At 64.2% G+C, this 18,824-nt stretch carries 10 protein-coding genes; 4 read left to right on the forward strand and 6 right to left on the reverse strand.

The window, feature by feature from the left end; translation table 11 throughout:
* Window positions 1-211 precede the first annotated feature (211 nt).
* A complete protein-coding gene (locus XalbCFBP2523_RS05820) occupies window positions 212-1,390 on the forward strand; it encodes a hypothetical protein (protein WP_045765067.1) in 1,179 nt (392 codons plus the stop codon).
* Window positions 1,391-1,932: 542 nt separating this feature from the next.
* Complete coding sequence (gene mntP / locus XalbCFBP2523_RS05825) at window positions 1,933-2,508, forward strand: manganese efflux pump MntP (protein ID WP_012914654.1); 576 nt, start codon at window positions 1,933-1,935, stop codon at window positions 2,506-2,508.
* Between the two features lie 27 nt (window positions 2,509-2,535).
* Here mntP and XalbCFBP2523_RS05830 read toward each other — a convergent pair whose 3' ends face one another.
* The 4 genes from XalbCFBP2523_RS05830 to XalbCFBP2523_RS05845 all read right to left on the reverse strand — a co-directional run bounded on the left by XalbCFBP2523_RS05830 (window position 2,536) and on the right by XalbCFBP2523_RS05845 (window position 11,600).
* Window positions 2,536-3,123, reverse strand: a complete 588-nt coding sequence (locus tag XalbCFBP2523_RS05830; RefSeq protein ID WP_045765066.1) for a 2OG-Fe(II) oxygenase family protein — start codon at window positions 3,121-3,123, stop codon at window positions 2,536-2,538.
* A gap of 96 nt (window positions 3,124-3,219) precedes the next feature.
* A complete protein-coding gene (locus XalbCFBP2523_RS05835) occupies window positions 3,220-5,967 on the reverse strand; it encodes a TonB-dependent receptor (RefSeq protein ID WP_045765065.1) in 2,748 nt (915 codons plus the stop codon).
* A 219-nt stretch (window positions 5,968-6,186) separates the two neighbouring features.
* Window positions 6,187-8,043, reverse strand: a complete 1,857-nt coding sequence (locus XalbCFBP2523_RS05840) for a tetratricopeptide repeat-containing sulfotransferase family protein (RefSeq protein ID WP_045765064.1) — start codon at window positions 8,041-8,043, stop codon at window positions 6,187-6,189.
* A gap of 128 nt (window positions 8,044-8,171) precedes the next feature.
* Window positions 8,172-11,600 (reverse strand): hybrid sensor histidine kinase/response regulator, encoded by a 3,429-nt coding sequence (locus XalbCFBP2523_RS05845; RefSeq protein ID WP_045765063.1) that lies wholly within the window; start codon window positions 11,598-11,600, stop codon window positions 8,172-8,174.
* Window positions 11,601-11,816: 216 nt separating this feature from the next.
* On the opposite strand from XalbCFBP2523_RS05845, the gene XalbCFBP2523_RS05850 reads away from it, so the two are divergent.
* Window positions 11,817-14,240 (forward strand): AAA family ATPase, encoded by a 2,424-nt coding sequence (locus tag XalbCFBP2523_RS05850; RefSeq protein WP_045765062.1) that lies wholly within the window; start codon window positions 11,817-11,819, stop codon window positions 14,238-14,240.
* A 47-nt stretch (window positions 14,241-14,287) separates the two neighbouring features.
* Here the strand turns inward: XalbCFBP2523_RS05850 and XalbCFBP2523_RS05855 are convergent, their stop codons facing one another.
* Both XalbCFBP2523_RS05855 and XalbCFBP2523_RS05860 read right to left on the reverse strand, forming a co-directional pair.
* Window positions 14,288-16,687: a GH36-type glycosyl hydrolase domain-containing protein gene (locus XalbCFBP2523_RS05855; RefSeq protein ID WP_045765061.1), complete on the reverse strand. Its 2,400-nt coding sequence runs from the start codon at window positions 16,685-16,687 to the stop codon at window positions 14,288-14,290.
* Window positions 16,684-18,063: an MFS transporter gene (locus XalbCFBP2523_RS05860; protein ID WP_045766579.1), complete on the reverse strand. Its 1,380-nt coding sequence runs from the start codon at window positions 18,061-18,063 to the stop codon at window positions 16,684-16,686. Before XalbCFBP2523_RS05860 ends, XalbCFBP2523_RS05855 begins: the two co-directional genes overlap by 4 nt.
* 151 nt (window positions 18,064-18,214) lie before the next feature.
* Between XalbCFBP2523_RS05860 and XalbCFBP2523_RS05865 the strand changes: the two genes are divergently transcribed.
* Window positions 18,215-18,757, forward strand: a complete 543-nt coding sequence (locus XalbCFBP2523_RS05865; protein ID WP_045765060.1) for a gluconokinase — start codon at window positions 18,215-18,217, stop codon at window positions 18,755-18,757.
* Window positions 18,758-18,824: the final 67 nt, after the last annotated feature.

An 18,824-nucleotide genomic window follows, 5' to 3' on the forward strand; every position in this document is an offset into this window, starting at 1 on the left:
GGGACACACAATTAGGCATTCGCCCATGTCCACGCCATACCCCGGCCACACATGATTAAGTGTGACCGTTGTTAATAAAAAGGACCGCGTACCCAATATGAGTTTCTGAATCAGCCGCTTACATGACACGTCACTTTGCGCTGAGAAGCAACAGGCTTGGATATCCATGCCGCACAACCACATTTGGCCTCACAGTAGAGGAACTCCTTGAATGAAAAAGCGTAAATCCACCGTCTTTCTCAGGACGCTAGTTTATGCCGCGCTCCTGTTTCCGTTTATGGCTTCCGCCGATAATGTAGCACTCGTGGACTTTTATCTCAGCAAGGAAGACAACACGAAGATTGATATGCCATTGACGATAGAGAGCGATGCGGGCGACGGCGCTTCGGTGCGTTGGAGCTATGTTTTTATACCATATAGCAAGGGAAAGTCCGGCAGATCCACCACAGGCTATATTGGACTGCAACGCAACAAAGGAATGAAGCAAGTCGAATACGGAATCTACAATGCCAGCAATGCCACGGCGGGATCAGGAGCAACGACTGCCACATTAGATGGGACCGGCAAAAATATTTCAATGAACTTCGATTGGAAGTCTAATAATCAATATGTTCTACGGATCGAAAAGGATCAGGATAAGCACAATGACGGTCTGCAGTGGTGGAAGGCTTCTATCATCGATGCCTCCAGCAAATCCTCTATATCTCTTGGCAGTATCGGCATCGATGAAAACATGAAAAACATCACGAGTATCATAACCGGAACGTCTTATTCGCTTGATAATAAGGCGAACTGCGAAACCACTCCCTACGCACGCGCAAGATTCGACCGACCCCAATCCGATGACGGCAAGGGCAAGGTCGAGACTGTCGATCCATGGACCATCTCTTTCAACGAATCTCCATGTGCATTGATGAAAAAGTCCGGTGCTATCAACGGTGTAAACGTAGGCGTTCGATCCGACACCGTCGAAAACAGCGCGGTGCAACAGATCGGACTAAGTCAGGGTCCGCAGAAATGGGGATGGTTCGATAACGAAGGAACCGTCGGCTCCATCTTCAAGACAGACGATAGCAAGGCCAGGTATTTCCAGTTACTTACTCCGACTTACTGGTATTACCCGAGCGGCGATTCGAGCAATGAATCTTGGAAGTACCTAGGTACCACTGAGCCGTTCTACAACGGACCTGCATTCCATAATTGGAGCGAAAACGACCGTAGAGGCAAGCCCGGCGATCTCTATGCCTACTTCATCAGGCCGGGAACAACGTATTACTTCATTCGAAAGACACCCGAAAACCAGCAGCACGGGTACTTCCCGACCACGCCATCGGACAATGACGATTGGCATTACGTCGGCACCAATATCAATACATACACGCCAAATTAGTTCAGTACGTTGATGTTGATGAGCGCGGGGCGTTTTGACGCCCCGCGTCATTTTCCTCTGGACCTTCCCGGGGCAAACATGGAACCGGATGCACTGCCGCACGCATGGCAGCGAACCGCGCAATCGGCGGCGTCCAACCAAGTCAGCCTACGACCGACAGCAGCAAACAGATCGACGTACTGTCAGGCTCGTACTGCGGCGTGCATGGTGCGCTTGAGTACGCGGACATGGAGATACGACACATCACTGCCCGTCATCGCGGCGGCGGCGATGATGCTTCCTTATAGCGATGGCTATGAAAATCAGCGGCAGGTTCGCGTGCATTCCAGGTATGTTGAATGCTGTTAACCGCTGTTAGACTGCGCGTCCCCTTGGGGAGTAGCCTGCTGTCCGACCTGCGCGGACAGCGCCCGTATCAACAGACTCGGCCGTTGCGCCGTGGTGCGGGCAGCCATCTCGGTTGGCGAGACCAGCGGCGAGTGCGCAAGGCGATGGCCGGGCGCGCGCCCTCGTCGCCGTCGCCAGTCCCGGTATGGTCCCCCATGTCGTTTTTTTCGATTCTGTTGCTCGGCATCGCCATGTCCACCGATGCCTTCGCCGCCGCCGTCGGTAAAGGCGCGGCCATGCAGCGCCCGTGCTGGCGCGATGCGCTACGCGCCGGCCTGATCTTCGGTTGCATCGAAGCACTCACTCCGGCCCTGGGCTGGCTGCTCGGCCAGGCCGCGTCCAAGTACGTGACCGCCTTCGATCACTGGATCGCCTTCGGCCTGCTCGGCGCGCTTGGCCTGCACATGATTGTCGCCGGGCTCAGGCCGCAGACAGAAGCGGCCACCGATCCAACGCCCAAGCGCCACGGCTTCTGGAATCTGGCCGTCACCGGGTTAGCCACCAGTATCGACGCGATGGCCGTCGGCGTCGGTCTGGCCTTCCTCAATGTCAACATCATCGAGGTCGCCACCGTCATCGGCCTGTGCACGCTGACCATGGTGACCCTGGGCATCATGCTCGGCCGCGTACTCGGAACGCTGGCCGGCAAGCGCGCCGAGATCGTCGGTGGCGTGCTGCTGATCGCGATCGGTTGCACCATCCTCTACGAACACCTGCACGGCGTAGGCTGAGCGCCATGGCCACCGGGCGCGACACGCTCACGCCGGCTTGGCGGTGAACTCCAGGTAGGTGGACAGGATGTACTTGTCGCCGCTGCGCGGCGGCATCCCGGCATGCAGGAACATCCAGTACGGCGGGAAAATCAGCAGGCGCCCGGCGCGCGGCGCGATCTCCAGGTCCAAGTCGAGGAAGCGGGTCTGTCCGCCCTCCTCCACATCGTTGAGATACCACAAAAACACCAGATAACGGCCGGTTTCCGCATCGCAGGCATCAAAATGCGGCTGAAAGCGCTCGCCAGCATCGGCGCGATAGCGCTTGATTCGCAGGTCGGCCAGGCGTGGACGCCACGGCACCGCGGCGGACAGGCCGAGATCAGCGTTGTAACACTCCAGTGCGGCACGTACCTGCTCAATGAAAAAGCCCTGGAAGGCCGGATCGGCAAGACGGGTGATATTGAGTTCGGTCCAGGCGCTGTCGTCCAGCCCAGCACGTTGGCCGGTGCCATTGCGGCTATGCTGCGCCGACGCATGTTCGAATTGCGCGATCAGTTGCGCGCAGAAATCGTGTGGCAGCGCCGCGTCGTAGACGCGGACGTAGTGGCGCAGGTCGGTCTGGTTCATCCGCATCGGCACCTAGCCCCTACAGCACAACGGCGTGCCTGGGAAGGCACGCCGTGTCGCACGATCCAGCACCGCTGCACACGCAAGCGGTGCTGGTTCCACTCAGAAGCGGTAGGTGGCGCGCATCCAGTAGTAACGGCCAAGCGTGTCGTAGGTGCTCACGTCGGTGTTCGCGTTCAACACGTTGTTCTGATACATCACCGGCGGCTGCTTGTTGGTCAGGTTGTCCACGCCCAAATCGAAACGCAGGTGAGCATCGGTCATGTCGTAGCCCACCTGCAGCGCGTGGTACAACTGGCTGCCATATTTCATCACTACGCCCGCGGTTGACGCATCGGCGGACATGTTCTGCGACAGATCGCTGCTGCCGATCTGGACCTTGCCAACCCAGCGCGTGTTCCAGCTCGCATCCCAGTTGCCCAACTTCCAACCAACCTGGGCACGCCCGCGCCAGTGCGCGTAGTTGCCATAGGACGAGCTGTAACGGCCAGCCATGTGCACGATGGAATCGCCGGTGTCGATGTCGTAGCGATGCAGGTAGGTCGTATCCAGCGCCAGATTGAACTTACCGAACGCGGTCTCCGGCAGCACGTAGTTGGCACCGAAGTCGATCCCCTGGGTATTGAGCTTGCCGATGTTGACCACCGGCGTCTGGATGTAATTGATGTTGCCGGCGCTGACCGTGTTGGCCGCATAGCGGTGGATGTAGCTGCAATACGGGCTGTTATCGTCGTTGTAGCACAGATCGGCCACGGTCTGCGCGGAGATCGACTGGATCAGGTCGTCGAGCTTGACCTTCCACCAGTCGAGATTGAGCGACAGGCCCGGCACGTATTCGGGGCTGTAGACCAGGCCGTAGTCGAACGATGTGCCCTTCTCCGGCTTGAGCTGGTAACCGACGTAGCGCGAGCCGGACTTGATGCTATTGGCCTGCGACAGGCCCGAACCGGCCCAGCCTGCCGGCACCCCGGCACAGGCATTGGCGTGGCCGCTGCCGCTATAGCCGATGCATGGGTCGGTGAAGTTCGGCGAATCGGCGGTCGGCCCGAGGTAGATGTCGCCGATTGCCGGCGCGCGGAATACCTGCGCCGCCGTGCCGCGCAGCATCAGGTCGTGGATCGGCCGCCACTCGACCTGGAACGAGGCACTGTTGTTGCTCGAACGCACGCTACTGTAGTCGGAGAAGCGGTCGCTCAGGGTGAGGTTGACCGCGCCGACCGGCGAGGATTGCGCCAGCACCGGCACGAATACCTGCGCATAGGCCTCCTTGACGTCGAAGCTGCCGCTCAGCGGCGAGGAGCAGGCTTCGGAGGAAATCGCGCAGGTGTTGTCGCTATTGATCAGCGCGTTGCTGGACACGGTGTAATCCAGGCTTTGCTTGCGATACAGCGCACCGACCGCCAACTGCGCGCTGCCCGCGGGCAACTCCCACAGGTTGCCGTTGGCGCTGGCTTCCCACTGCCGCATGATCGTGGTGGTTTCAAAGCGCGGGATCGATTCGTGGCTCTTTAGCCACGCCAGCGTGTTGGCGTTGCCCTGGTCGAAGATGTTGACTTGGCCAGCATCGATCGCCGTCTGCAAACTGGCGTAGTCCACGTAACCGTGGTTCCAGCTGCGCTGGCGATAGTGGCCATAGTCGAAGTTGACATTCCAGATCCAACTGGTGTCGCCGAAGCTGCCCTTCAGGCCCAGCACGTCCTGGTCGGTGGCGGTGTCGTAGAAACCCTGACGCTGACCGAGCGTGGTGAAACGCGAGCGGAATTCGTAACCGTTGGGACCGAACTCCACCCCAAACGGGTTGTAGGGATTGTTCGCGCCAATGGTGATGCCATCGTTCTGCGCATCGAACGGCAGCGGCGCGATCGCGTAGTGCGACATGGTGTGGTTGTGGTAGGCGTTGACGTAGGCCTGCACGTTGTCGGTCACGTTGAAGTTGCCGAGCACGAAGCCGCCCACGCGCTGCTGCGGGGTCAGCAGCAGGTTCTGCGCCTGGTAGTTATAGGAATCGGTAGACCCGCTGTAGCACTTGTAGCCACCGTTGCCGTCGCTGGTCAGCGCGCCTCCGGGAGAGCAGCCGTTGGCGGCCAGGGTGGCCGCCGGCAGCTTGTAATAGCCGCTCGGGGTCCGGCTGGAGCCGCGCTTGAGGACGTTGGCGTTGGACAGGTACATGGCGTACTTGGAGAACGCGCGATCGGCCGTGGAGACGGATTTCTGCTTGTTGTAATCCATGCCGACCACCACGTTGCCGCGGTCCCAGGTCTTGCCGAAAGTGAAGCTGGCGCCATCGCGGGCACCATCGCCGCGACTGGTCTGGCCGTAGTTGACGGCGACTTCGCCACCCTCGAAGTTCTTGCGCAGGATGAAGTTGACCACACCGCCGATGGCGTCGGAGCCGTACATCGCCGAGGCGCCGACCTTGAGCACTTCGACGTGGTCGATTATGTTGGCCGGGATCGAATTGGCGTCGTTGTTGAGGACCCGGTGACCGTCGACCAGCAACAGTGTGCGCTGAGCGCCAAGGCCGCGCAGCGACACGGTGGAGGCACCGTCGCCGCCACCGTTATTGACCTGCGGATTGGTGGCGTCGCCAGCGATGCCCGGCAGCGCCTGCAGCAGGTCGCCCAGGGTCTGCTTGCCGCTTTGCTGGATCTGCTGGCGATCGACCACGGCGACCGGGCTGGCGGTTTCCACATCCACGCGACGCACCAGCGAGCCGGTGACGGTGAGGCGGTCCAGCTCGACCGGCGCTCCGTTGTCGGCGGGTGCGGCGCTCTGCGCGTAGAGCGTGGCGGGCAGTGCGGTCAGAGTCAGGCAAACGGCATGCGCGAGTCTGTTCTTTACTAAGGACATCGGGGGAGACCTCATGTGATGGGCAACGACACGCCGACGCAGCAGGGCATGGCGCGACAGGGGAAATCGATGTTTCAGGCCAGCGGCGTACTGCGGGCCACTCAGGGAGCCGCCAGGCACTTGTTAGATTTTTATAAGAACGGTGTTATCTCAGTGTGACAGATTACGCCAAACGTTGACAAATTTATCCCGCCGACACCACCACAGCCGCCGCCGCCATCATCCGACGGGATAATTCCAACGCTGCAGAAGCGGCTGCAAGGTCGGCAACACCGGCTCGAACGCATCGCGGTAGGCACGCCAGCGATCCAGGCCCTTGCGATTGATACCCTCGACCACTTGCGCGTAGCTCGGCGTGCTGATGAAGCCCTTGGCACGGGCATGGCGCTGGAACTCCAGCAAACGCTCGGGCTGTTCAAGTTGCAGGAACTCTCCGAGCCGCTCCACTTGTGCCTGCGGATCGGCCACCAGGTCCTCGTAGCGCAACTCCAGCGCGCGTGGCCGTAGCAGGGCGGCGTGATACAACCAGAATGCCATCGCCTCGGCATAGCCTTGCGCCAGGCGCTGCATGCTGGAGCACAGCAGCGCGAAGGCCGGCGAACGGAACGCCTGCATGTAGCAACTCAACAGCACATCGCAGGGATGACGCAACGCCAGGATGACCGGCGCCTCGGGAAACAATCGATGGATCAGCGGCAGCCGCAACAAATTGAGCGGATTCTTGTCCACCAGGCGCTGACCCGGCGCCAGCCGCGCCACCTCCCCCACCGATTGCCAATACTCGGCACGTAATGCAGCGCAATCGGCATCGTCGAGTTCGCCCAGACCATCCGGCCAAGCCACACCGCGATGCTCCAGACGGTCGGCCAGTCCTTGCAGGAATGGCCGCTCGTCCATCGCGCACAACTGCGGATGCGCATCGAGCATCTGCTCCAGCAAGGTCGTGCCCGAACGCGGGAAGCCCACCACGAAGATCGGCGAGGCCGCCGCACCCGGCCCGATCACCGGCCTGGCCGCCGCGTGGCGCGCCGGGTCCCAGCGGTACTGTGCGACCGGCAGCGGCGACGCATCCGCAGCGGCCAGTTCCGGCACCAGCGCAGCCAGACTCTCGACCTGGCCAGCGTGCCCCTGCGCGCACGCCGCAAGCGCCTCCCGAGGCCGACCGAGGCGGTCGCAGACCCGCGCCAAGGCAAAGAACAGATTGCTCTGCTTGCGTGTGTCGATGGCACCACCCTCCGACAGCAGGCCGCGCAGCAGCGCGTAAGCATCGTCCCAGCGTCCGTCGCGCATCGCCAGCACGGCCAATGCGTTGCTGGCGTCCTGGCGCACATCGGCATCGGCAATCAGATCCGATGTGGGCAGTTGCGCGGCGGCCTCGCGCGCCTGCTGCAATCGGTTGGCGCGTTCGAGCACCAATACCAGCCGCGACCAGGCGCGTATCGACTCTGGCATCGGGCCACCGGTAAAGGCCTGCAACAGCGCGCAGGCGCTCTCTGTGTCTCCCTCCTGCGACAACAGCCAGGCCAGTTCCATTGTGGTGTCCGGCTCCAGCGGCGGCCATTGCCGCCAATCGGCGATCAGCGCCTGCACACGTTGAAAGTCCCCGCATTCGTGGCAGGCCATCGCCGCGTGTACGCGCAGCGGCGGCAGTTGCGGCGCCAGCGCATGCGCATCGAGCAGATGCTCGCGGGCCGTCGCGTAATCGCCACTGTCCATCGCCAGAAGGCCCAGGTTGTGGTGCGGCATCGGATCCTGCGGCACCAGTGCGCAGGCGCGCGCATAGGCCTGACGCGCCTGCGCGTGCTCGCCGCACTCGCGCAAGGCAGTGCCCAGATTGTTCCAATGCGCCACGTCCTGCGGTTGGCGCGTGGTCAATGCGCGATACAGCGCGGCAGCTTGCGCCGGCTGGCCCTGCATCTGCAGGCTCATCGCCAGCAGGCTGCTTACCACCGGATCGTCCGGCCGATGTTGCAGATAGCGGCGCGCGCCATCTTCCAACACTTGCGCGTGGCCGGCCTCCAGCGCCTGCAACAGGTCGGTAAGCGGCGGAAACGCGGTGTCGTCCAGGGAGGTCATGCGGGTATGGGTCGGGAAAGTAACTTAGCCTGCCACCTTAGCCGCAGTACGACGCAATGCGCCACACCGACCACGCCACCGATCGCCACACATTACGTAAATCGTTGTAACAAATGGCGCGACGGGCCCTAGATCGCATCGTGATAGGCACTGAGGAAGGCGCGTAGCGAAGCCGGCTTGACCGGCTTGGTCAACAGGCGATAACCACGTGCGCGCGCCTGCAGCTTCAGTTCGTCACGGCCATCGGCGGTAAGCAGCGCACCCGCCACTGGGCCCGACATCACCGCACGCAGGGCGTCCAGCGTATCCAGTCCATCGAGGCGATCATGGAGGTGGTAGTCGACCAGCATCACATGCGGCGCATGTGCGGCCTGCGCTAATGCAGCGTCCACCGTGTTGGCGCAGATCACCTCCACTTGCCAGCGACCCAGCAATGCACGCATGCCATCGAGGATCTCCTGGTCGTTGTCCACGCACAGCACGCGCAGCCCGGCCAATGAATCCACTGCGGCCACCACGCGATGCTGGCGCTGCTGCGGCGGCGGCGCCACACGCGGCACGGTGATGGAAAACATGCTGCCACTGCCGACATAACTACGCACGTCCAGCTCGTGGTCCAGTAGACGCGAGATGCGCTGGCAAATCGACAGGCCCAGACCCAGACCCTGCTCGCCCCAATCGAACGGCTGCTGATAGCGCTGGAATTCCTCGAAGATCTGCCGTAGATGGTGCTGTGGAATGCCAGGACCGGTGTCCCAAACCTGCAGCTCCAGCGCCGTGCCACGCCCGCGCATGCCAAGAACGATGCGGCCCTGGCGGGTATAACGCAGTGCGTTGGCGAGGAAGTTCTGCAGCACGCGGCGCAGTAAACGGCGGTCGCTACGCACCCAGCGCGGCCGCGCATACACGCGCAAGCGCAGGCCACGGCTGGCAGCCACCGGGGCGTATTGCGCGGCCAATTCGCGCAACAACGCGCTGGCATCGACATCCTCGATGGTCGGGCGCAAACCGCCGGCATCCAGCCGCGATACGTCGAGCAAACCATCCAGCAGTTCTTCGGCGGCGCGCAACGAGGCATCCACGCGCTCGGCCAGATGGCGTTGTTCCTCGCTCTGGTGAGCAGCATCGCGCAAAGCCGAGGCGAACAACCGCGCAGCGTTGAGCGGCTGCAACACGTCATGGCTGATCGCGGCCAGGAAGCGGGTTTTGGACTGCTGCGCCAATTCGGCTTCGCGCGAGCGCACAGCCACGCGCTGCTCCAAGGTTTCGTTGGCCTCCAGCAGAGCCTGCTCGGCGCGCTTGTAGTCGGTGATGTCGTTGTAAGTGGTGATGTAGCCACCACCTGGCAACGGCTGACCGCGCATCTCGATCACCGTGCCGTCGTGGTGGATGCGCTCGAACACGTGCTTAGTCCCGGCACGCATATGCGCGAGGCGACGACTGATCTGTTCCTCGACCTGGCCACCGACCAGTTGGCCGCGCTCGGCGTTGTAGCGGATCAGGTCGGCCACCGGACGGCCCACGTAGAGCATGCCGTCGGAATATCCGAACAGGTGTTGGTAGCGCCGATTCCACGCGACCAAGCGCATCGACGGATCGACCACGCTGACCCCGGCGCTGATGTTCTCCAGCGTGGTGGACAGGATCTCGCGGTTGAAGCGCAGTTCCTGACCAGCCTGGTCGAGGACCGCCACCACCTCGCCCAGATCCATACCCGAGCCGCGCAGCAGGCTGGTCAGCACCAGGCGCGCGGAGGCCGCGCCGATCGAAGCGGCAAGCAGACGTTCGGTAAATTGCACCCAGGCACGGTCGGCCACTGCGTTGGGCTGCGGTTCGCACCCAAGCAGCTGCGCTTGTTCGGCGAAGGCGCGGCGTGCATGACGTTCGCCGACCATACGCTCGGCCAGCGTCTGCAGATCGACCACATGCACCTGCCCAAGCCAGTCGTCGGCCACCGCCGGACGTTGCGCATACGGGTCCAGGAACGGTGCGGTGCGCAGTTGCTCGTCCAGACCCGGACGCCAGCGTGCCGACACCAGCATCAGCGTGCCGAGGTTGATCAGCAGCGACCAGAATGTGCCGTGTGCCAACGGATCCCAGCCACGCAAACCAAACAGTTGCTGCGGCCGCAACCAAGCGATGCCGAACAGGCCATCATGCAGCCAGGCCGACCCCAGCCAGCCGGACTGGGTCAACGCCGGTAGCAGCAGGGTATAAAACCATGTAGCGAAACCCAACACCATGCCGGCCTCCACGCCCTTGCGGCTGGCCCCACGCCAGTACAGCCCGCCAATCACCCCGGGCGCGAACTGCGCCACTGCGACAAACGCCATCAATCCATACGAAGCCAGGGTGCTGTCGTTGCGACTGGTGCGGTAGTAGCCGTAGGAGATCAGCGCCAAAAGCAGGATCGCCATGCGGCGGATCCACAGCACCCGCGAGGCGACATCGGCGCCGACAGCCTGGTGCCCGCGACGACGCAGCAGGAGCGGCATCACCAGATCGTTACTGATCATCGTCGCCATTGCGATGCTGGACACAATGACCATGCCGGTCGCGGCCGAGAACCCGCCCACATAGGCGGCCAGCGCCAGCGCGGTGCGGTTGTGGGCAAGCGGCAGCGCCAACACGATGCTGTCGTCAGCCACGTCACTACCACCGAACAGGGCCACGCCGGCCGCCGCGATCGGCACCACCATCACCGAGATCAGCACGAGGTACAGGCCGAACAACCAGCGCGCCTTGCGAATGTCGCCGACATCGCTACATTCCAGCACCGCCACATGGAACTGACGAGGCAGACACACCAATGCCAGGAAACTGAGCACGGTCTGCGAGATAAAGCCAACCGACGGCGTGTTCTGGAACAGCGTGCGCGCAGAATGCAACACTTGGCCAGCGTCGCGCGCGGACAACCACACGTAGGCGAATACGCCCACCGCCACGATCGCCAACAGCTTGACCATCGATTCCAGCGCGATCGCCAGCATCATGCCGTGGCGATGTTCAGTGGCGTCCACCTGGCGCGTACCGAACAAGGTGGCGAACAGCGCCATCAGCAACGCCACGTATAGTTCCGGATCCTCATAAAACGGCACGCCAGCGCTGGACTGACCGCTGAGTACCTGCAGACTCATCGCCACTGCCTTGTACTGCAGGGCCAGGTACGGCACCACCCCGACCAACGCGATCGCCGCCACCAGCGCGGCCAGACGCCGCGAGCGGCCGTAGCGCGAGGAGATGAAGTCGGCGATGGACACCGTATTCTGGCTACGCGCAATCAACGCCAACCGCTCGATGATGCGCCAACCGAACAGCAGCAGCAGCAGCGGCCCCAGATAGATCGGCAGATAGCCGATGCCGTGGCGCACCGCGCTGCCGACCGCGCCGTAGAACGTCCACGACGAGCAGTACACCGCCAGCGCCAAGCTGTACACCACCGGGCGTAGCCAGGGCCGTTTCGGGTACAGCGGTCGGCGGTCGCCCCACCACGCCACCGCGAACAGCAGCGCCGCGTAGCCCGCCGACACCAGCAACAGGATCCAACTCGAAACCAAAGGCGAGTCCCCGCGACGATGCGCGCAGTCTAGCCGCTATCGCTCGACCCGCGCACGGTCGGCACGGATGCGATGGCACTGGCGCCACGCCTCTACTCCCACGCAAGCGGGTCTCGGAGCGCCGCTGCTACGGAGCCCGAGCGGACACCGTAGCAGCGGCACAACCACGGCTCGGGCTAAGATGCGGGCGGTGAACGTCTACTCCCGCCACCGCTGATGTCCTGCCCACCGACCGAATCGCGGACCACGCATCTGCAGCAGCAAACACTGCGCCTGCAAACGCAGTTGCAGCAGCTGCAAGCGCGTCAGGCGCAGGCCGACGCGCAAGTACAGGCGCAGTTGCCGGCGGTGGAATTGGCGGTCGCGACGATTCAGCGGCATTTCGCCACACATGCCGCGCGCGCCAGGACTGCGGCAATGCAGCGCGCACGCCGACGTGCCTGGGGTCCGGCGCTGCTGCTGCGTCCGTTTCTGCCGGATATCCGCTGGCGCCTGGCCCTGCTCGGCGTGCTGCTGCTGATACTGCCGTGGATGAGCGCACGATGGTTCGGCGCGAACCAGGCTGCTCTGGAAGGATGGCGCCAGCTCGGCGCGCACGGCCACATCCTGCCACTGCTGGAATGCGCGCTGCCTTCGTTGCTGCTGTACGCCGTGTTGGTGGTGGGTGGCGCGCAACTGCTGGCCTGGCACCACAGCTACGACGAACGCCTGCTGCTGCGGCGATTCGCACGCATGCCGCTGGCGCTGGCGCAGGTCGGCGACGTGGCGCAGCGCACGCCAACCGCGGCTTACCCGGTGACCCGCGCACCATGGCCGCAATCCAACCTATACGGCCACTGGCAGATCCCCGCCACGCACGGCGACGTGTCCGGCGCACGCCTGCTGGCCTTGCACGACGCCGCGATGGAACCGCGCCTGCATGCGCTGATCGTGCTGCCCGACGCCACCCATGCCGCCGCGCTGATTGCCTTCGACGCCGACCTGCAAGCCACTGCATCGGCCTCCCTGCACGCCATGGCCGTGGCCTTGGCGACCGACGCGGCGGCCGAGGCCGCGCCGATCGGCGCACTGCATGCATGCGTGCAAGCATGGGACGCGGCACGCAGCCAGCAGCGCGCCGTGCAACAACGCCTACAGAGCATGGACGCGGTGCAGCGCCACTGGACCGACGTCGCGCTGCCCGATGCCTGTCTGGACGAGATCCTGAAACTGGTCGATCTGTTCGTCTCCGGTCGTGCTCCCGCGCCGAAGGGCATCCTGCTGCACGGGCCGCCGGGCACCGGCAAGACCCTGATCGCACGCAAGCTGGCGCAGCATGCCGGCTGCCATGTCGAAGCACTGGGCGTGGCCGATCTGAAAGCCGCGCATGTCGGCAATACCGGACCCAAGGTGCAGGCGATCTGGCAGCGCTGCCGCGACAACGCGCCAGCGATCCTGTTTATCGACGAATGCGAGAGCGTGTTCGCGCGACGTGGCGGTGCCGACAGCGACAGTTTCGGCGCCGAACTGGTGCAGACCTTCCTCGCCGAATGGGATGGCTTCCACTCCGCGCCTGGACAGGTGCTGGTGATCGGCGCCAGCAACCGCCCGGCGCTGCTCGACGAGGCAGTGATGTCGCGCTTCACCGCCAGCATCGCCATTGGCCTGCCCGACGCGGCGGCGCGCACGCGCATTCTCGGTCACGAACTGCAACGCGCCGGCTTTGCGCTGACCTTGGATCCGCACGTCATCGCCGACAGCACCGGCTTGTCCGGCCGTGATCTACATACCCTGGTCGCGCGGGTGGCGGCCGAATGCGTGGATGGCGCATTGGACAACGCGATGCTGCTGACCCAGCTGCGGGCGCTGCGCGGCAAGGGTTCCACCCAGGTCGCGGCACTGGACTGGGACGATATCGTGCTGCCACCGGCCGCGCTTGAGGAGTTCGTTGCCCTGGGCAAGGAACTGCGTAACGCCGAGCAGCTCGCCGCACTGGGCGTGCCCGTGCCGCGCGGGATTCTGATGTCCGGCCCGCCGGGGACCGGCAAGACACAGGTCGCGCGAATCCTCGCCAACCAATCGGGCCTGGCCTTCATCGCCCTGACCAGCGCCGACCTCAAGGCCGGCTACCTGGGCCAGTCCGGCCAGCGCGTGCAGGCGGCATTCGCGCGGGCGCGGGCGCAAGCACCGTGCATCGTCTTCATCGACGAACTCGACATCCTCGCCCCCGCGCGTGGCGCCGAGAGCGACGATGCGCTGACCCGCGAGATCGTCGGCCAGTTGCTACAGGAATTGGACGGCGTCGCCAGTCACACCGGGGAAGTGTTTCTACTGGCCGCGAGCAACCATGCCGATGCGATCGATCCGGCGCTGCTGTCGCGCCTGGACCGGCACATCCCCATCGCGCTGCCCGACCGCGCCGCGCGCACCGCCATCGTCGGGCGCCTGTTGCGCGGCAAGCCGCTCGCGTTCGATGCGGACGCGGCGGCGGCCTGGGTCGCCGAGCGCAGCAAGGGCCATTCCGGCCGCGACCTGCACACCTGGATCAGCCGCGCGATGCGCTGCGCCGCGCGCCGCGCGCTACAGGAAAGCGACGATGCCGCCAGCACCCGGCTGCAATGGGACGACCTGGTCGCGACCGCCAACACCGCGCCGATGTAAGCCGCATAGCGTTCCGGTCCCGCGCGATCGTTCTCTCTCGCACGAGCTCACCCAGGCGGCAAACGCACCTCGACCACATAGTGGCGGCCAGCCTCGATCTCGACGATCCGTGGTTCTTCCAACAGCCGTCCATCCACGCGCACCTGCGGCGCGAGGCAGTCTGCGGCGCGCTGCATCCGCACCGCGAACAGCGCACCGCGAAACCGCCGCTGCACCTGCGCCTGCGGCCAATGCGACGGTAACTGCGGACGCACGCACAGCGCATCGCCGTCGCCCTTCAGCCCGAACAAGCCTTCGATCAGACAGCGGTACAACCATGCCGCCGTGCCGGTGTTGAACAGTTGACTGGAGCGGCCGGCGGTGCGCGGCAAGGAGCGCCAGGCGCCGCGATAGTAGTTGGGGACGAACACCGGCAGTTGCCCGCGCTGCAGATAATCGGCCAGCTCCGGGCCTGGAATCATCGCGCGCAGCACGCGCCAGGCACGGTCGGCGTCGCCGATCGCATACAACGCGTGCAAGTAGAACGCGGCGGCATGGTTGTAGACCGCGCCGTTCTCGGCCGAGCCAGGATACTTCTGGGTCAGCCGGCCCACGTCCTCGCGCATCGCCTTATAGGGCGGGTCCAGCATGACCGGCCCATAGGGCGTGTCCAACTGCGCGTCGATCGCCTGCAACAGGCGTTGGCGCTGTGCCGCATCGGCGGTGCCGGCGAGCAGCGCCCAGCTCTGCGGATTGAGATAGATGCGGCCTTCTTGGTCGTCCTTGATGCCGAAGCGCACGCCATCGTCGGTGATGCCGCGCGCATACCAGTCGCCATCCCACAGCTCACGGTTCACCGCGACATTGAGCTCGGCCGCACCCGCGCGCCACTGCGCCGCCGACACGGTGCGGCCATGTTGCGCGCAGATCCGCGCCCACAGTTGCAACGCATGCGCGGTGGCCACCGACAACCAGCCGGACACGCCACGGCCACGATAGCCCACCATGTTCATCGGATCGCACCAGTCGCCCTGCGCGATGTAGCTCAGACCGCGCGCATCGCGCGCGCCGAGCAGCCAGCGCATCGCCGCGTCGACCCGCTCGGCGACGCTGAGGCTGACACCATCGGCCGTGGTCACGTCCGCGTGCAGCAGTGCGCTATCGCCGGTCTCGTCCAGATAGGCCGACAGGAACACCGGCAACCACACGCAGTGGTCGGTATGCGGCACCTGATTGATGTACTTCAGTTCCGCGCCCTCGACCAGCAGGATGCCATCCGGCATCGCCCCGCTGCTTTCCTGCTGCGACAACGCATGCAGCAGCGCGGCGCGTGCCGTGTGCGGGCGCAGATAGCTCATGCCCATGTGGTCTTGCAGATAGTTGCGGGTCTGCGGGTCGGTGCTCAGACGGTTGACGTCGCCGTGATAGAACACTTGTCGCGGCAGCCAGTGGTTGGTCAGGTTGTCCAAGTGCGGATCGGGCGTGGCGATGTGCAGACAGCCAACCGCCTCGGCCAGATAGGCGCGGTAATCCGCCGCCGCCGTGGCGAACCCCTGCGCCGACAGGTAGCGCGCGCGCAAGTCGGCGATCTCCGCCGCGTCCGTGGCCGGGCCGAATAGAAAGCGCAGCGTCTGCGCCTGCTGCGGCACCAAGCGCATGCGGTACTGCAAGGCCGCGGTCGGCAATTCGTAGTGTGCCTCGCTGCCGCCCAGACGCGGCTGCATCACCGCACTCGGCGCATGCAGGCCACCTTCGCCCTCGAACGCCGACTGCCGCGCCTCCCAGGCATCCGGCGTCTGCTCGTGCAGTAAAAAAGTGCAGTCCTTGAAATCGCGATGGCGGAAATAATCCTCCACTTTTTGATAACCGGTGACGCTGCGACAAACGATGCCGCCCAGATCGGCGCGGTATTCGCCGCTCTGGTACATCCACGACATGTAACCGACCGGAAAGTACGCATACAGCGCGAGCCGGCGCGCACGCCCATCCAGATTGCGCACCTGGCACTGCCACAGCTCCACTGGATCGTCCACCGGCAACTGCAGGCGCAGCTCCACCTCGATGTCGGCATGACGCACGCACCAGACCACATCGGCTTGACCAGCCGAGAAACAGAACGCCTGCGGCATCGCCCTGACCGGCTCGTAGGGCACCGAATACAGCGCGCCACTGTCCTCGTCCTTGAGGTAGAAGAAGCGTCCGGGATGGTGCGCGTAGTACGGCTGCTCCGGCTGCATGAAGGTCTTCGCCTCCAGGATCGGCGCATGCGCGTACTTGGTCGGCTCCGGCTGCATGAACTGCGCGGTGGCGTAACCGCGACAGGTCACATGGATCATCATCCGTCGGTTCCACAGGAAGCCGCCGGCGTTGGGTAGCGCCGTCGGGCTGTACAGCGCATAGCGCTCGCCGTCGGCGCTGGGTGCGAGCAGCGACGTCGTGTCTTGCCGCGGATCGTGCGCGATGTTCATCGGTCAACCTCCCCCGCCGCACGCTTGCGCGCGGCCAAATCGTCTTGGATGCGGCGTAGCGCGGCATCGTCCAGCGGATAGAAGCGCATCGTCCACGCCGCCAGCAACGCGATCGCGCCAGGAATCACCGTCAACAACAACGCGATGCCCCGTTGCGAGGCATCGCTCTGCACCTGATTGGCGACATAGCCCATCGCCGCCAGCATCCAGGCGATGCAGGCCGAGGCCAGCGCAGCGCCAAGCTTTTGCGAGAACGTCGCCGCCGAGAACGTCATCGCGGTGGCGCGACGCCCGGTCTTCCACTCGGTGTAGTCGGCGCTATCGGCATACATGGAGAACGCCAGCGGCGATTTCGGCCCCAACGCCAGGCCCACCAACAGATTGATCGCGAACAGCACCCAGATCGCCTTGCGCGGGACGAAGAACATCGCACAACTGAGCACGCCGGCGCTGGTCATCAACCAAATCATCAAGCGCCGCTTCTCGCACCAGCGGGTCAACAGCGGCGTGGCGGCCGCACCCAGCGCCAACGCCACCGAATAGCCGCCGAGGAACCAACCGGCCAGATCCGGACGGCCAACGTAATATTTGAGGTAGTACACACCGGCACCGCCGCGCATGACGATGGTGACCATGATGATCAATGCCAACGCGAACAACACCCGCCACGGCCGATTGCGCAGCAGATCGGCGATATCCTGCAACACTGGCGCGCGCGACTGCGACAACGGCTGCAATCGTTCGCGCGTGCTCGCGAACACGATCGCGAACGACGCCGCGGCCACCGCGCCGTACAGCAGCATGGTGCATTGCCAGCCCCGCGCGTCGTCGCCGTTGCCGAACCAGCGCACCAGATCCAGCGTGGCATAGTTGACCAGGCAGGTGCCGACGAACGCGGCGATGAAGCGGACGCTGATGAGCGTAGTGCGTTGCTGACTGTCGGCGGTCATCACGCCCGACAGCGCCGAGTACGGAATGCTAAGCACGGTGTACATCAGCATCATCAGCCCGAAGGTGACATAGGCCCAGAGCAGGCGACCGCCCGTGTCCAACTCCGGCGTGGTATAGGCCAGCACCGCACTGCCCGCCATTGGCAACGCCGCGAACAGCAAATAGGGTCGGAACTTACCCCAGCGCGTGCGGGTACGGTCGGCGATCGCGCCCATCAACGGATCGCACACCGCATCCACCAGCTTGGTCACCAACAGCATCGTGCCCACCGCGGCCGCCGGCAGGCCCATGGTATCGGTGTAGAAGATCAGCAGGAATGCGGAAATATTGGCCCAGTAAAGGTTGAACCCCATGTCGCCGATGCCGTAGCCGAGTGTCTCGGACCAGCGCAGCGGCGCGTCGGTGCGTTGCGATGAGAGGGACATCGGCGATCCTGGATTGACGAACATGCGATGATTCGATGAAACGACGCTGCAGTTTCCAGCATGCGCGATGGCGTGCCGACGCTACACCAGCTTACGCACCCCGCCAGCGCATGCGGCATAGCAAAGACATCGCCAGGTATAACGACACGTGATGGACCCGACACCGCCTCCACGACCACCTGCTGCCGCCCTCATCGTGATGGGCGTGGCGGGCAGCGGCAAGACCAGCGTCGCGCAGGCACTGGCCGCGCACTATCAGATGACGTTCCTGGACGCTGACGACGTGCATAGCGCCGAAGCCAAGGCGCAGATGGCCCGTGGCATTCCGCTCAGCGACGCGCAGCGTGCGCCCTGGGTCGCGGCGCTGGCGACGCGACTGCGCCAGTCCCACGCTGTCGGCGACGGCATCGTGTTGGCTTTCTCCGGCTTGCGCCGCGCGCACCGTCAACAGCTACGCGACAGCGGAGTTCCGATGCGCTTCGTGTTTCTGCACGCGGCCATGAACGTGATCGCCGCGCGTCTGGCCGCACGCAGCGGCCACTTCATGCCGCCGACGCTGTTGCAAAGCCAGATCGACGCACTGGAATCCCCCGTTGACGAGGCGGACGTGATCGCGGTGAATGTGGATGCGCCATTTGTCAACGTGGTGGATGAGGTCATCGCACGACTGGATTCAACGGGCGTCATCGGCTAGCCGACATCCCGCATCCGGAGTCGCGGCCCGATGTGAAGATGCTGGTCTGACGGCGAACAATGGGGTC

It is taken from the genome of Xanthomonas albilineans, from assembly GCF_002939705.1.
GTDB lineage: Bacteria > Pseudomonadota > Gammaproteobacteria > Xanthomonadales > Xanthomonadaceae > Xanthomonas_A > Xanthomonas_A albilineans.